At 39.7% G+C, this 15678-nt stretch carries 9 protein-coding genes; all 9 read left to right on the top strand.

The annotated features are described in order from the left end of the window. Window positions 1–305 precede the first annotated feature (305 nt). A complete protein-coding gene (locus PV763_RS15665; protein ID WP_420938179.1) occupies window positions 306–2633 on the top strand; it encodes a type I restriction-modification system subunit M in 2328 nt (775 codons plus the stop codon). Then, window positions 2633–4003 carry a restriction endonuclease subunit S gene (locus PV763_RS15660; protein WP_420938178.1) on the top strand — a complete coding sequence of 457 codons (1371 nt, stop codon included), beginning with the start codon at window positions 2633–2635 and terminating at the stop codon, window positions 4001–4003. Before PV763_RS15665 ends, PV763_RS15660 begins: the two co-directional genes overlap by 1 nt. A 295-nt stretch (window positions 4004–4298) precedes the next feature. Continuing rightward, entirely contained in the window at window positions 4299–5216 is a 918-nt protein-coding gene (locus PV763_RS15655; protein WP_420938177.1) for an Abi family protein, read from the top strand. Between the two features lie 35 nt (window positions 5217–5251). Continuing rightward, window positions 5252–8500 (top strand): type I restriction endonuclease subunit R, encoded by a 3249-nt coding sequence (locus PV763_RS15650; protein ID WP_420938176.1) that lies wholly within the window; start codon window positions 5252–5254, stop codon window positions 8498–8500. Window positions 8501–8568: 68 nt separating this feature from the next. Next, entirely contained in the window at window positions 8569–8793 is a 225-nt protein-coding gene (locus PV763_RS15645) for a hypothetical protein (RefSeq protein ID WP_279670226.1), read from the top strand. Window positions 8794–9094: 301 nt separating this feature from the next. Next, on the top strand, window positions 9095–12778 hold the full coding sequence (locus tag PV763_RS15640) for an ATP-binding protein (RefSeq protein WP_279670225.1): 3684 nt from the start codon (window positions 9095–9097) through the stop codon (window positions 12776–12778). Between the two features lie 12 nt (window positions 12779–12790). Continuing rightward, window positions 12791–13429 carry a hypothetical protein gene (locus PV763_RS15635; RefSeq protein WP_104469925.1) on the top strand — a complete coding sequence of 213 codons (639 nt, stop codon included), beginning with the start codon at window positions 12791–12793 and terminating at the stop codon, window positions 13427–13429. Then, complete coding sequence (locus tag PV763_RS15630; RefSeq protein WP_104469926.1) at window positions 13426–14670, top strand: hypothetical protein; 1245 nt, start codon at window positions 13426–13428, stop codon at window positions 14668–14670. Before PV763_RS15635 ends, PV763_RS15630 begins: the two co-directional genes overlap by 4 nt. 13 nt (window positions 14671–14683) lie before the next feature. Then, a complete protein-coding gene (locus PV763_RS15625; RefSeq protein WP_114837862.1) occupies window positions 14684–15556 on the top strand; it encodes a DUF7281 domain-containing protein in 873 nt (290 codons plus the stop codon). The last annotated feature ends 122 nt before the right edge of the window (window positions 15557–15678 follow it).

Genomic DNA, 15678 nt, shown 5'->3' with positions numbered 1-15678 from the left:
TAGAGTTATTCGCATTTCTCTATTTTATCAAAATCCAACCTGCTTTTTTTCAGCATACTTTTTGAAACACCACCCAAACTTTTAATGATCGGTGTATTTTATATCAACCTTCAATCTGTCCCATTGCTCATTATTGAGCATAAAGCTAAAAATTTCTTTATTTTCAATAATACTTAAAAAACTCATAGGCATACTAATTAATATTCTTTTGTACAGTCTATCTCTAGCAAAACATGTTGTAAATCAGGCACAATCATCACTATAAATTTCAAGTTTTATAGCCTGAGCGCTAGCGGTATTTTTTAATGACAAATAATAATTTTTCACAAGTAGCAGCTTTTATCTGGTCGGTTGCCGATCTCCTGCGTGGTGACTTCAAACAATCGCAATATGGTCGTGTGATTTTACCGTTTACGCTGTTGCGCCGTTTAGAGTGTGTACTTGAAGCCAGTAAGGCAGATGTATTGGCAGCCAATGAAAAAGTGAAACTCATGCCACTGCCAGAAGAAGCCAAAGAAAAAATGCTGCTGAAGGCAACCAATGGCCTGTCATTTTTTAATACCTCCGAGCTGGATTTAGGCAGCCTAGGTCAAAAAGATATTCGTTCAAACCTCAATACTTATATTCAAAACTTCTCCAAAGATGCACGTGAAATCTTTGAACACTTCAAGTTCGATGAATTTATTGGTCTCCTGGATGATGCCAACTTGCTTTACAAAGTCGTTCAATATTTTTCAGACCCTAAAATTGATCTCAGCCCAAAAAATATATCTAACCATGAAATGGGCTTAGTGTTTGAAGAGCTGATCCGCCGTTTTGCCGAAGGTTCAAATGAAACTGCAGGGGAACACTTTACCCCACGTGACATCGTTCGTTTAACCACAGGTCTGGTATTCAGTAAGGATGATGATGTGCTGAGTGGTGACGGTATTATTCGGACCATTTACGATCCTACGGCGGGTACGGGTGGATTTTTATCATCAGGTTCGGAATATGTCTATGAGCATAATCCAGATGCGGTGATGCGCGTTTTTGGTCAGGAGTTAAACCCTGAGTCTTATGCGATCTGTAAAGCAGACATGCTGATTAAAGGTCAGGACGTGCGTAATATCAAACTGGGTAATACGCTGTCCAATGACCAGTTGGCCTATGAGAAGTTTGACTACATGCTTTCCAATCCGCCATTTGGGGTGGACTGGAAGAAGATCGAATCAGATATTAAAGACGAGCATGAGCAAAAAGGCTTTGAAGGTCGTTTTGGTGCAGGCTTGCCACGTGTATCTGATGGTTCATTGCTGTTCCTGATGCATCTGATTAGCAAGATGCGTAATAAAGACGACAGCACGGCGCAAGGCAGTCGTATTGGTATTATTTTGAATGGTTCGCCGTTGTTTACAGGTAGTGCGGGCAGTGGTGAAAGTGAAATCCGCCGTTATATTTTAGAAGCAGATTTGTTGGAAGCGATTATCGCGCTACCCACCGATATGTTCTATAACACCGGTATTGCGACCTATGTTTGGGTACTCAGCAATAAAAAAGAGACTCAACGTAAGGGCAAAGTACAGCTGATTGATGGTAGTAACCTGTACAGCAAAATGCGTAAGTCTCTTGGCTCTAAACGTAATGAAATGAGCGAAGATGATATCGCGATGATTACCCACAGTTATGGTGACTTTGAAGTGACGGATGCACGTGAACTGGATAAACCCGCAGAGGTTAAATCTAATCGTGGTCGTCAATCGGCTAATCCTAAAAATGAAGTTGCTAAAACCTTTTCTAGTAAAATCTTTAACAGTTACGAGTTTGGTTACCGCCGTGTGACCATTGAGCGTCCATTGCGTTTATCTGCTCAGGTAAGTGATGACGCCGTAGCATCGTTACGTTTTGCACCGAAGCCGTTTAATGCGGTGATGCAAAAAGTGTATGAGCAATACGCTACAACGTGGACAGAAGACAGCTATGGTCAGCTTGATGAGTTTGACGTGGAAATCCGTGCGCTGATTAAAGCGGAATTTAGCGAGCTGAAAGAAAAAGATATCAAGACCATACTTGAACCAAAACTGTGGTTAGAACAGCGTAACTTATTAAACAAAGCGAAATGTTTACAAGCGAAGATGGGTACGGCGCAGTTTGATGACTTTAATGCTTTTGATGATGTACTCAAGCAAGCGTTAAAAGATGCCAATGTGAAACTTGAAACTAAAGAGAAGAAGCAATTCCTGGATGCGATCACGTGGAAGAATGCCGATGCTGAGCCTGTCATCAATAAAGTGGTGAAAGGCGCAGAAAATCCGCTATATGGTCAGTTTAGCTACAAAGGCAAAGTGGTTGAGTTTGTGCAAGATGGTGATTTGCGTGATGCCGAGAACATTGCCCTTGATCCAAGCCAAAGCACCACCGATTTAATCGAGTCTTACTTTAAGCGTGAGGTGCAACCGCATGTACCTGATGCATGGATTAATGCCGATAAGCGTGATGCACAAGATAGCGAAATTGGCATTGTCGGTTATGAGATTCCGTTTAACCGTCATTTTTATGTGTATGAACCACCACGTGATTTAAGCGAGATTGATGCGGATTTGGATGCAATCAGCCGTGAAATTATGGCACTTCTGCAAGAGGTTCATTCTTAATGGCAAAGTATCAGAAATATGCTGAATATAAAGATTCGGGTGTTGAGTGGTTAGGTGAAATTCCTCGCCATTGGGATTCAAAACCTTTGAAATATTTATGCACTTACAATGATGAGGTTTTACCTGAAACAACAGCTAAAGATGCAGAGATTCAATATATTGATATTGGTAGTGTTTCAGCAGTTGATGGTATTTCTAAAATTGAAACAATGATTTTTAAGGATGCACCGTCACGAGCTAGACGTATCGTTAGAGATGGTGATGTGATTGTTTCAACAGTTCGCACCTATTTAGAAGCAATAGCACCTATTAACAATCCTCCTGAAAATCTAATCGTTTCAACAGGATTTGCTGTTATTCGTCCTAATCAATACTTGTATAAAAGTTTCGCATCATATTGTTTAAGGGCTAAAGGGTTTATCAAAGAAGTTGTGGCTCGTTCAGTAGGTGTAAGCTATCCAGCTATTAATTCATCTGATTTGGTGAATATTACTATCCCAAGTATTGAATATGCAGAACAAGTAAAAATCGCCAATTTCCTCGACCATGAAACCGCAAAAATTGATAGCTTAATTGCCAAACAAGAAAAGCTGATTGAAATACTTAAAGAAAAGCGTCAAGCGGTGATTAGCCATGCAGTCACCAAAGGTTTAAATCCTAATGTCGCAATGAAAGATTCAGGTGTGGAATGGTTAGGGCAAGTGCCTGAGCATTGGCTGACTCCAAGATTAAAACAGCTTATTAAATATGGCTCTTCTATTTCCTATGGGATTGTCCAGCCGGGAGATCCTCTTGATGAAGGAGTCCCATTTATTCAAACCACAAATATTTCTAAAGGCATTTTTGCGCTTGAAGATTTTCAAAAGACATCTGTATCTATTGAAAGTAATTATCCAAGATCAAGATTAGAAGGTGGTGAGGTTATTCTAGGAATCAGAGCTTCAATTGGGGCAGCTTTTGTAGTACCTATGAGTTTTAAAGGTGTCAATTTATCGAGAGGTATTGCTCGTATTGTTCCCAATAATTTGCTACGTGCTGATTTTTTAGTTTGGTATTTTAAATCTAATGCAGTAGATCAATATTGGGGTCTGAGTAAACAAGGTAGTACTTTTAGTGAGGTTTCTATTGAAACAGTAAAGGAGTTGAATGTTGTTATTCCTCCACTGGTTGAACAGGCAGACATAGCTAAATATTTAACTAATGAATCCAACAAGTTTGAGAAGCTGATTAACTCAGCTGAAACACAAAAAATCTTACTTCAAGAACGCCGTACAGCCCTTATTTCATCTGCGGTGACAGGTAAAATAGACGTTCGGCATCATGCCTCACGCCCTTCGGGCAACGACAAAAAACAAACGGAGGGTATCTAAATGACACTATCACGTTTTTATCGTTGTCCAAATCGGCTATCCCTGCCGATTTGTGACGTACGCAACTGGCAACACCCCAATGAGGCTAAAACGGAATTAAACCTATGAATATTCTCAGTTGCCTCAAACAATTGTGGAATCAAGCAGATACAAAAAATCATTGCATAAATTATTGCAATGATTCACTATATACTCAACAACACCCGACAAGGCTAGGCAAGCAATTGCATCCTCAAACTGTCGGGTTACTTGTTTCTGGAGCCCTAAAAAATATAACAATCAGGGTAAGCCATCTATGAAATCTTTCAATAAGCCTGCCAAAACCTTTGCTGAACAAATTGAGCTATTAAAAGCGCGTGGCATGCAGTTTGCCAATGAGCAAGATGCACAATTTTACCTAGAGCAAATCAATTATTATCGCTTAGGTGCCTATTGGCTTCCGTTTGAATACACCCATTCACCACATTGCTTTAAACCAGAGACCAGTTTTGAACAGGTGTTAGCGCTGTATGTATTTGATCGTGAATTAAGGTTACTCATTCTGGATGCCATAGAACGCCTGGAAGTTGCCGTTCGTACCCGTTTTGCCTATGAACTGGCACATCGGCATGGTTGTCACGCCTATCTGCAAGGGCAATACTTTAAACCCGCCTTTAGATGGCACAAATTATTAGAATCACTTGAAGGTGAAGTAGACCGAGCAGACGAAGTCTTTATCGAACACTATAAACGCACCTATGATGAGCCTGAATTGCCACCAATCTGGGCCACCTGCGAAGTGATGAGCTTTGGACAATTGTCCAAGTGGTATCAACTCTTGGCACCGATTCAGACACGTAAAGCCATTGCCAGTCATTTTGATTGCGATGAGAAACAGTTTGAAGGCTTATTGCAGCATTTTGTCTACTTAAGAAATACCTGTGCTCATCATTCAAGACTATGGAACCGCAAATTTACCAAAACCATTGCCAAGCCGCGCAGTAAGCCGATGGGGCTTCGGGTGCAATGCAATTTTGAAAATACCAACGCAGCAGATCGAAAAATTTATAACAGTCTGGTATTTCTACTCTATTTCATGGACAAAATCGCCCCACAACATACATGGCGTAAACGTCTGATTGATCTGCTTTTGACACATCACAACATATCAAAAACAGCGATGGGCTTCCCTGAAGAGTGGCAAAGCCATCCTATTTTGCAGATAGAACAGTAATAAAGAAATTTGAGTATTGAGAGGGTCGGGGAAAAATGAGATCGGATGCAACTTTAGAGACCATCTTCCAGCAAGATATTATTGCGCAAATGCAAAGCCATGGTTGGCTTGTGGGTTCAGGTATAGGCTACGACCGTGAAAAAGCCCTGTATGAGCAAGACGTACTCGACTTTGTCCAAAAGACCCAACAGGTCGAGTGGCAGAAATTTAAAAACATCTTCCCCAATGATACCGAACGCCATTTTTTAGATACCGTCGTGGCTCAGCTAAAAAAAGCCGATATCAATGCCACCGATGTTGAATCCCGCAGTTATGGCACATTGGGCATACTCCGTCATGGCATCAAGACCCGTGGCACACGCTTTTCATTCTGTCAGTTTAAACCTGAACATGGTTTAAACCCCGAACTGAATCAGCGCTATCAGCAAAATATCTGCCGTGTCGTGCCTGAACTGGTGTATAGCCCATACACATCCAAAGCTGAATTAGAGGCAACAGGCAAGCAAGCCAAAAAATGGCGGATTGACCTGGTACTGTTTATCAACGGCTTTCCTGTGGCAACTCTGGAGCTCAAGTCCGAGTTTAAACAGGCTGTGCAAAATGCCATGACACAGTACCGAAAAACCCGATTGCCCAAAGACCCTGAAACCAATAAGCCTGAACCCTTGCTGATGTTTAAGCGTGGGGCATTGGTGCATTTTGCCGTCAGTCAGTATGAAGTCTATATGGCGACGCATTTGAGTGGTGACAGCACCTACTTCCTACCATTTAACAAAGGCACCAAAGATCAAGGTGCAGGCAATGATGTGCCTGAAGATGTGAATGAATATGCCACAGGCTATTTATGGAATGAAGTCCTAACCCCAGATAGCTTGCTGAATATTTTGGGTAACTTTATTCATTTACAGATTGAAGAAAAGGAAGACTGGGAAGGGCGCAAATACAAAAAAGAAAGCCTGATCTTCCCCCGTTATCACCAATGGAAAGTGGTGAATAACTTGGTTAAAGATTCATTGGCTGAAGGCACAGGACAAAAATATCTGATTCAGCACAGTGCAGGTTCAGGTAAATCCAACTCGATTGCATGGACGGCGCATCAAGTATCCAGTCTGTATGATGCCAACAATAAAAAGATGTTTGATTCGGTGATTGTGGTGACAGACCGAACCATTCTGGATGCACAGCTTCAGGATACCATCTACCAGTTTGAACATGCAGATGGCGTCGTGGGACGGATTAACAACAAGGAAGGCGATGGCTCCAAATCGGAGAAACTGGCAAAAGCTTTGGAAATGGCTCAGCCGATTATTATCGTGACCATTCAGACTTTCCCATTTGTACTACGTGCCATTGAAAACAGCACCAGTTTAAAAGAACGTAAATACGCCGTGATTGCCGATGAAGCCCATTCATCCCAAAGCGGTTCCACGGCGCGTCAGCTCAAAGAAACTTTGATGATTGAAGAGCGTGATGAAGATGAACAGCTTTCTTCGGAAGATATACTCGATGCCGTGATGGCATCACGTAAGGGTAGTGCAAACCTAAGCTTCTATGCCTTTACCGCAACACCAAAGGATAAAACCTTACAACTGTTTGGACGCTTGCCCGATCCAAGCATGCCGCCGTCTAAAACCAATATTCCTGTGGCATATCACGTCTATTCGATGCGCCAAGCGATTGAAGAAGGCTTTATTCTGGATGTACTGAAAAACTACACCAACTATAAAGTCATTTATAAGCTCAAGCAGAAGATCGAAGAAAAAGATGCTCAGGTCGATGCCAAGAAAGCCAAGACCAAGCTAAATCAGTGGGTACGCTTACACGATCATAATATCTCGCAAAAAGTGCATATCATCATTGAGCATTTTAAGAAAAATATTATGGGCTTACTCGGTGGACAAGCCAAAGCCATGGTGGTGACCAGTTCTCGTAAAGAAGCAGTGCGTTATAAACAAGCCTTTGATAAATACATTGCTGAACAGAAGTATGCCAACATTCAAGCCATGGTGGCATTCTCTGGTGAGGTAGAATTCAACCAGAACGATTCTGATAGTAGTCATTTACTGGGGCAGAAATTCACTGAAAGTAACATGAACCCGAACCTGAAAGGTCGTGAAATACGTAAGGCATTCGATAGCGATGACTTTCAGGTAATGATTGTGGCAAACAAGTTCCAGACCGGCTTTGACCAGCCGAAGCTGTGTGCAATGTATGTCGATAAGAAATTGGGTGGCGTGGAATGCGTACAGACCTTATCTCGTTTGAATCGTACTTATCCGGGTAAAGCAGAAACTGGCACCTTTGTTCTGGATTTCTTTAATGAACCGCAAGATATTCTGGATGCCTTCCAACCTTACTACCAAACGGCAGAACTGGCAGATGTGTCCAATCCTGATCAGGTGTACGATTTGGCCAACAAGTTGAAGTCAGCAGGTATGTTCCTGATGACTGAGGTAGAGCAGTTTACAGAAGCTTTTTATAGCAAGAACAAATCCAATGCGGCACTTGCCAATATCTGTAAGCCTGCGATGCAACGCTGGCAACATCGTTACACGGCAGCCGTGAATGATTATGATGTCACTAAGAACCGTTTAGAACGCTGTAAACAGACAGGTGACGCCGTACTAATTGCCAATGCGGAAAATGAGTTTGCAGAAGCGAAGAAAGCCCGTGATGCTCTGGAAATCTTTAAAAAGGATTTAGGCAGTTTTACCCGTTTCTATGAGTTTATGTCTCAAATCGTGGAATATGACGATCAAGAACTTGAGAAGCTCAGTCTTTTTTCACGTAACTTACGCCCAATGCTGCGTGAACAAGCTACGGATGAAGATGAGATTGATCTGAGCAATGTGGCGATGAGCCATTACCGCTTGTCTAAGTTACGTCAGCAAGATATTCAGCTTAAAGCAGACAGTACTGAGCATAAATTGGAGCCTGGGAATGATTTGGGTACAGCCAAGGCGAAAGACAAGAAGGAAGACTTCCTGTCGGTGATCTTAAGCCGCGTGAATGAGATCTTTATCACGGATAAGCTGACTGATAAAGACATGATTAATTATGTTCATACCGTGGCAGATAAGATGTCTGAAAACGTGCGGATGATGAAGCAGATTCAAAATAACACCCGTGAGCAGGCGATGCTCGGTGAGTTTGATACGGCGCTTGATGACGCCGTATTGGATAGCAATGATGCACATACTGAGCAAATGACACAGCTGATGAGTGATCCTGCGAAGATGAAGCAGTTTGCACATATTATTTATGATGTGTTGGTGAGTAAATAAGAGCACATTTAATCCTGAAAAATGCTTATGAAATGAGCATTTTAAAAATAGCTTTCAGATAATTGATTATGATTACACCGCAACTAATAGAAAAAAAACTTGTTGATTTTTATTTAAAAACAACAGGGCATTATGGTAATTCTATAATGCAAAGTATCGATGTTACTGAAGAAACTTTAATTGAAGCATTAGAAGGAATTGATCAACCTATTAAGACATTTGAAAATATTATAAAAGTTCAAGATGCTAGAGCCTTTAATAGGTTTTTGGCTAGCGAGGAAACTTACTTTTGAATCTGTGACTTTAAGAAATTGAGCTCGCAGCATATTACATTTTTTTTGACACGATTCCCTTAGGTAACCCTCCAAATTCATGCTAAAAAAAATGTAAGGTTTGTTGGCTTGGAAATTGGTTGTCTCAAGCATTAGTCCCTAAAACTATTACATTTTTTGATACTATCTTCTAAGATTACCTAATAATGTATATGGCTAAATGTATTGCTAGGTTTGAATTTTTTTTACTGGGCATTTGAATAAGATTAAAGGGTAGATTGCCCTAAGCAATATTGAATAATCCTTCTGGGAAAAACGTTAAATGAATGACTTGCATGAATTGAATGGCCTAAAAAATATTTATCTCTATGATTCATACTTACCAAATAATTCTACAAAAATTGAATTAGGTGAAGGGAATTCTAATTTAACGGGTGCAAATGGTGCAGGAAAAACCTCTACCTTAAATTTAATCCCAATATTTTATGGGGCCCGTCCAGACAGATTAATGGATCGCTCTGCCAATAAACTCAATTTTACAGATTATTATCTCCCTCATGCGCGTAGCATGATAGTGTTTGAATACAACACACCGATGGGACTTTGCTGTGCTGTTTTTTACCGTAATCAGGATAAACAATGCTATCGCTTTATTCAGGGCAGCGCATCTGAGACTGTTTTTTCAAAATCTTCTATCGAATTCCATAAGCAACACAAGACGGTAAAAAGTCTGTTGCAAGAAATTGAAATGAAAGGTTATTACGTCAGTAAACAGATCGACAATAGCCTGGATTATGTAGCGGTTCTAACTAGCGATAAAAAACGTCTGAATCGTGATTTCAAACTCAGGGATCTTGCTTCTATTTTCTCTCTTAGCGGCAAAGGCCATGAATTAAAGCATATTGGGGCATCCACCCAGATCACCCTAAATAAAACCAACCTGTTAGATAACTTTAAGCTCATGTTGGTTGATGCTTTTTTAGAAAATGAGCAGATGATGAATCAGCGCTCAAATACGCTGAATTCTTCCAGCCTCATTGCTGATGTTCAGACATTACGGGAGTTTGATAAGGAAAAGCCAAAACTGCAACTGGGGATCGAGCAGCGACATGCTTTAATGCAGACTTACTCTTTGCTGGAGGCTTATCGAGGTCAGGCACTCAATAAACTAGAGTTTAATAATACGACAATCGCACAGCTTCGTTATCAGAGAAGCCAAGCTATTGAACATGCCAAAGCTGGATTAAAGGTGATTGAAAATGAGATTATTGCGAATAGCTCCAATGAATCACGGGCGAAAGGTGAGTTGGAAGGTTTACAACATAGTTTAGCTTTAATAGAGGAAAACGAGCAGAAATATAAAAATGCAGACATTCTGAAAAAACAGGAAGAATTCAGTAATCTTGCTAAGTACAAGCAGGAAGCTGAAGATGCGCGCCGTTATGTGGATGAGTTAGAGAAGAACCAGAAAGAAATTGTTCATAAATTTGAAAAACTTAAAAATAATGCCTTGGAAGAAAAAGACCGAGATTTAGCTGCTATTCATGAACGTAAGAATGAGGTTTCTAATTTAATACACAATTTGCAACAGGATAGGTCTCATGCAGTAGATCAACTGGCTTTGGATGAAAAAAATGAGCTTAATGCTTTCGAGCAAAGCAAACAGAATGAGCGCAAATTTTATGAAGATGAGGTTGATCACTGCAACAATTTGATTGCTGAAGCATCTAATCATACTCAGGAAGAGCAACAGCAAATCGAAGAGTACCAGCTGAATCTACACACTCACCAAAAAGCGATACGGAATAAGGAACAGCAACTCAACACAGCAAACGCTGATTTATCACGCCTAAAAAGCGAGCACACTCGAGCTAATGTAGATTTTGATTCAGCTAAACACCATTTAGATAAATCTACACAAACGGAACATCAGTTAAGAGATATCTTGTATCAGAAAAATACATTATTGAGCTTTCTGAAACAATGTCCTGAAGACGATTGGAAACACAACATTGCCAAACTGATTAATCCTAAATTATTTTTGCATACCGGGTTGAAGCCTTCTTGGGACTCAGAACAACAAAGCGGACATGTTAGTTTCTATGGCCTTCATCTTGATACTTCCAAGCTGGATCTTCCGGTTGAAGCCGAATCACTCAATGAATTGGAGCAGCGCCTTGCAAAGGCAACCACTATTTTGGAAGAGGCTAAAGAGAAATACAGCCATACTGAAAAAGCAGTGGCTGCAGCTGCCAAAGCAGTTCAGAATTTTGAGCTAAACCTCATTAAATTACAGAATGAGCTGCGTCAATGCCGAGAAACATTTGATAGTACCCAGCGTATATTTGAGCAATATAAGCAAAAGATCCAAACAAATGTAATGGATCGGAGAAAATTAGCTGAAGGACAACGTGATCAGGCTCGTCAGCGATTAAAATTATTCAATCAACAAGTAAATGTAGAACGCCAAATGATTCATGATCGTTTTGGCAATGAAAAAAACCAAATTCAGCAGAGTTATGATTTCAAAATTAAAGAACAATTAGAACGTAAAGCAATGTTGGATGAAAGATCTAAATCTGTGATTCATAAATGTGATAATAAACTCATAGATCTTGAATCTTTACGTAATAGTGAATTGCAGCAAAAAGGTTTGGATACTACGCTTTATCAAAAGGCACAGGATCAGCTAAAACAACTGAACCATAAATGTCATATCGTGAAAGATTATGAAATCATCTTGATGCAGTACAAGATTTGGTTCGAGCAGGAATACTCTCGTAAAACGGGGATCTGCACCTTAATCGGAAATCTCGAACAAGAAATTTATGCTTTCCGACAAAATTTTGACAAACTGAATGTCAAAACCGAAAAACTTAAAGAACAATCACGTCATGAAGTTAACCTTATTGAAAGCAATCTTCAGCAGGTTGAAGAGGAAAATACCAAGATAGCCTCTTTAAGAAACCGTATTAATTCAGTACTGGAAGGTATTCCGCATATTGAACAGCTTGAGGTTGCTGAGCCGGTTAGTTTTGAATGGTTTTACCGGAATACTGAGGATCATCTTAATCGTCAGAAAGAACAGCTCAAGGAGCTGAAACAATCCCTCAATACAGTACTAAGTATTTTACGCCAGAATAGTGATTTCGAGCTCTACAAGCAGTGGGAAAACCGTATGGCGCTGTTAGGTAATGTGAACACCACCACATATGATCTTTACGGTATGAAAGAAATCGAAAATATGCTGTTGGTGGATATTCCCACTAAAGAAAACCTCACGATCAATAGTTTTAAACTGGCTGCTTATGATTTACGTAATTATGGGCAATCTTTGGCTAAATTCCGCCGTAAGCTGAATGCGATATCTAAGGATCTTACGGAGCAAACCAATACAACCAATCCATTTACAGCGTTAGGTAATATTCAGATTGAATTACTTTCTGTACTTGATGGCCTCAATGTCTATGAGCAGTTAGATCGCTTTGAAAAAGATCTGGATGAAGAATCAATCCAGAAATCATCTCAGCTCATACTACCGAGTGAGAAGCTAATACGGTCATTTGAATCAGCTGTTAAAGCATTAGAAAAGTCGAATGTTCAGACTGACGATATCCGCTCTTTAGTCAAACTGCGTATCAGCTATGAGGAAAATAACCGTAAGGTTTATGTGAACAATGATTCTGATTTGCTTTCCGGCAGTAGTACTGGTTTATCACGATTAATTGTCATTATTATCTTTACGGCTTTAACACGAAAACTATGTCCAGATATCAATACAGTCATCCATGTACCACTCGATGAAATCGGCCAGTTTGATTCACAAAATACAATGCGATTATTCGAGTTGATGCAAAAGCAGAATATTTATCTGGTCTGCGCTCAGCCGAACTTATCCAGTGAATTAAGTGAAAGCTTTGTGCATAAGAATGATATCGACCGAAACTTCGGTATACGCAAGTTTAAAACCCAGAAAAACGAAAAACCTAATCCGCTTTTAGCCTAGTGGGGACCTATTATGCAAATTGCTAAATCAATTTTTTCTGACATTGTAAATGTTTTAATTTCTGGGGGAATTATTGATGAACATGTCCACAAAGATCTCTACCACAAGCTCCAAGATGATCTGGTCTTGGAGGAAATAAATAATTATCTCGATTGGATGGGAAAAAAGTGCGTCCGTACCAAAGATAATTATGGGTTCTACTGTGTCTTTAGTGAAAGTCGCAAGAACAAAGCAACCCGTGAACTTCTAAGAAAACAGTTCAGCGAAATTGTGTCGAAAATGGAGCCCTTGAATGACTGGCTTCGCTTATGTCGTTCAATAAAAGACAATAGCCGTATCATGCAATGTGGGGATACGGTGACTTATGGTGAACTCATCACTGAGGTTGAACGATCTCCACTTATTATGTCGCAACTCAAAGAGTTAGTCATCAAATTAGGTAAGGCATCCACCTCACCCAAAGAGCAGATTAGCTCTGTGCTTCAATACCTTGTCAGCAATCAATATCTGCATCCAACCGGTAACACTGGCACGACTTATATTGCGACAGCTAAGTGGTCTGTTTTCTATGATGAGCTAGAATACATTTGTACTTTTAATGGCATCAATTACGATGAAATACCTGAACCGGAGCAGGGCGAGCTGATATGAGTGAGTTGGAATATCCAGCAGCCAAAGCGGCAAAAGCCCTCAACAACTACATTGAGCATATCGGTAATGCGATTGTATTTAACAACGCAATTGTGCCTGTAACTGATGACAATGAGTATTTAATCAAAGTATTGAATAAAGCAGAACTTGGCTATTTCAACACTGAAAAAAATGGCTTTAACTTATACAACCACGTGATTTCATTCGTAACGTATTATGAGAAAAAACGTAGGGTTACTGACAGCTCTAAACAGATTCATAAACTTATTTCAGATATTCGTGCCAATATCAGTGAATTTGAAACGACCAAACTCAAAAGTGTAGAAGATGCTGAAATTTATAAGGATGAAATTAGTGAAGGTATTGTTGAATTAGCCAATACTATTTTTGAGAGCTGCTATGATTTCTCCACCCAAGCACTTCAAGACCTGGCATTGTTTAACAATCTTGAGGTCCGTATTCAACGCATTGAAAAAACCATCAGGATTTTAAGTTCATTGACTGAAGTGATGGGCGCACTTTCAACCAACGCAATGCTTGAGCTTGGTGCTTCAGATAAAGATCTTGAAAGTTTGGTGGTAAATAAGCTGATCCCCGTATTCATTATCTGTAGTAAAGAGGTGAAATACAGTGCTTCTAAATTAAACAAGCAGTTGTTTGATTGGAAACAAGAATTATCTTCGCAGAAAAAAAGCAACATGGTGGATGCTTTCCACCGCTTTTTAAAAGGAAAATCTACATTAAACCTGGAGTTTGATGAAGCGACGGCGTCAGAAGTTTTTTATCATGTGCCATGCAGTGAACTCATCAGCTATGCAGATCTGGATGCTGATGAAGAACAGGAAATGCTACGTGAACTTGGCTCAAAAGTATTTGCCAAGCGTGAAAAACGGATAGAGCAGAATAAAAATCAAGAAAATCTGCCAGATGTTAGAGAAGGGAGTGAGGTTGTTGAACAGCCTTTAACTGCTTTAGAAATTGCTACGAGTAATTTCTTTGATGCATTGCTTGTGGATGGGGGAAAACATCAACAATTGAGTGGCGTTGAAACATATGAGCTGCTAATGCCAGGATGCGATATCGATTTTTGGCTGATCGCTTTAACCAGCCACTATAGAAACCGATTCAAAGATAAATTGAACATGGAATTTGTCGAAACTATAGATCCTATATTTGATGGAAATAGTTGTGTATCTGATGTCATCATTTCTCGAACTGATAAATTGCAACAGATTGCCTGATAGGAGAACATGAGTGACATTTGGTATACGTGAACTATCGGTAATTCAGACGGCATTGCAATTAAAAAAGCGGTCTATGGCATTCAATAAAACCTGGCAAAAAGTTCATCAGGATTATCAGATTGGAACGGTCCATGGTAAGGAGCTTCACCTTACATCCAAAGAACTGGAGTATTTGGAGCGCTGTATCTATGCAAAACAGGTTAAAGTCGCTCCTGAACAGTCTCTGAATTTAGAATCTGATCGTATGGATTTGTTAAACTTTTTGAAAGATGAAAAGTCTGGTGGATATTCTGTATTCGGCGATCAACTTGTATTTGCATCGGTGCATGCAAAATTGCCATTAAAACAGGAAGAGGTAACGATTGGATATAAGGGCTTAGTGCCCACGGTTCATGCCCATGTGTTGTGTTGCAATAAGATTGAAAAACTGATTATTGTTGAAAATGGAACGATGTTGACGAGACTGTTTGATTGGTATGAACAGCTACCTGAAAAATGGCAAGACAGTCTATTTTTATATCGTGGTCAGGGTCAAAATGCACGTCAGGTGTTTGAATTACTAGCCAAACTTCCCGAACATGCTGAAATTGCATTTTATGGTGATTTTGATCCATTTGGGTTGAACATCGCTGCTCATTTCCTTAAACGTAGAACAATGTCGATATTAATTCCTGAATGCTGGAATGAAATCAACCGAAACCATGTGGACAATAACACTACGAAATTTTTTGAACAGATCCATAAAAGTCATGATCTTTATACTGATACTGTTCAGCCTTTAGCTATTAGAAATTTGTATAGGCATATACACATCAATCAAATTGCTCTCATGCAAGAAAATGTGAATAGGTTAGGGCCTTTAATTGAGTTAAAGGTTGATTGAAATTCAGTTAATATCTATTTTAAAGAAATATTTAAATAAAAATATTTAGGGTCTGTTGACATTTTCTGTTCAAAAAAATAGCGAGAAAGTAAAATTTAATCGCCAAACCAAATTTACTTCTC

The organism is Acinetobacter sp. AS5 (assembly GCF_048957595.1).
Classification (GTDB): domain Bacteria; phylum Pseudomonadota; class Gammaproteobacteria; order Pseudomonadales; family Moraxellaceae; genus Acinetobacter.
The sequence above is the reverse complement of the archived record's forward strand: the minus strand, read 5'-3'. Positions and strand labels throughout refer to the sequence as shown.

What these genes read in the sequence shown, in the direction of transcription:
- PV763_RS15635 (WP_104469925.1), top strand. Translation starts at nt 12,791, where the DNA reads ATGCAAATTGCTAAATCAATTTTTTCTGACATTGTAAATGTTTTAATT.
- PV763_RS15655 (WP_420938177.1), top strand. Translation starts at nt 4,299, where the DNA reads ATGAAATCTTTCAATAAGCCTGCCAAAACCTTTGCTGAACAAATTGAG.
- PV763_RS15630 (WP_104469926.1), top strand. Translation starts at nt 13,426, where the DNA reads ATGAGTGAGTTGGAATATCCAGCAGCCAAAGCGGCAAAAGCCCTCAAC.
- PV763_RS15665 (WP_420938179.1), top strand. Translation starts at nt 306, where the DNA reads ATGACAAATAATAATTTTTCACAAGTAGCAGCTTTTATCTGGTCGGTT.
- PV763_RS15645 (WP_279670226.1), top strand. Translation starts at nt 8,569, where the DNA reads ATGATTACACCGCAACTAATAGAAAAAAAACTTGTTGATTTTTATTTA.
- PV763_RS15660 (WP_420938178.1), top strand. Translation starts at nt 2,633, where the DNA reads ATGGCAAAGTATCAGAAATATGCTGAATATAAAGATTCGGGTGTTGAG.
- PV763_RS15650 (WP_420938176.1), top strand. Translation starts at nt 5,252, where the DNA reads ATGAGATCGGATGCAACTTTAGAGACCATCTTCCAGCAAGATATTATT.
- PV763_RS15640 (WP_279670225.1), top strand. Translation starts at nt 9,095, where the DNA reads ATGAATGACTTGCATGAATTGAATGGCCTAAAAAATATTTATCTCTAT.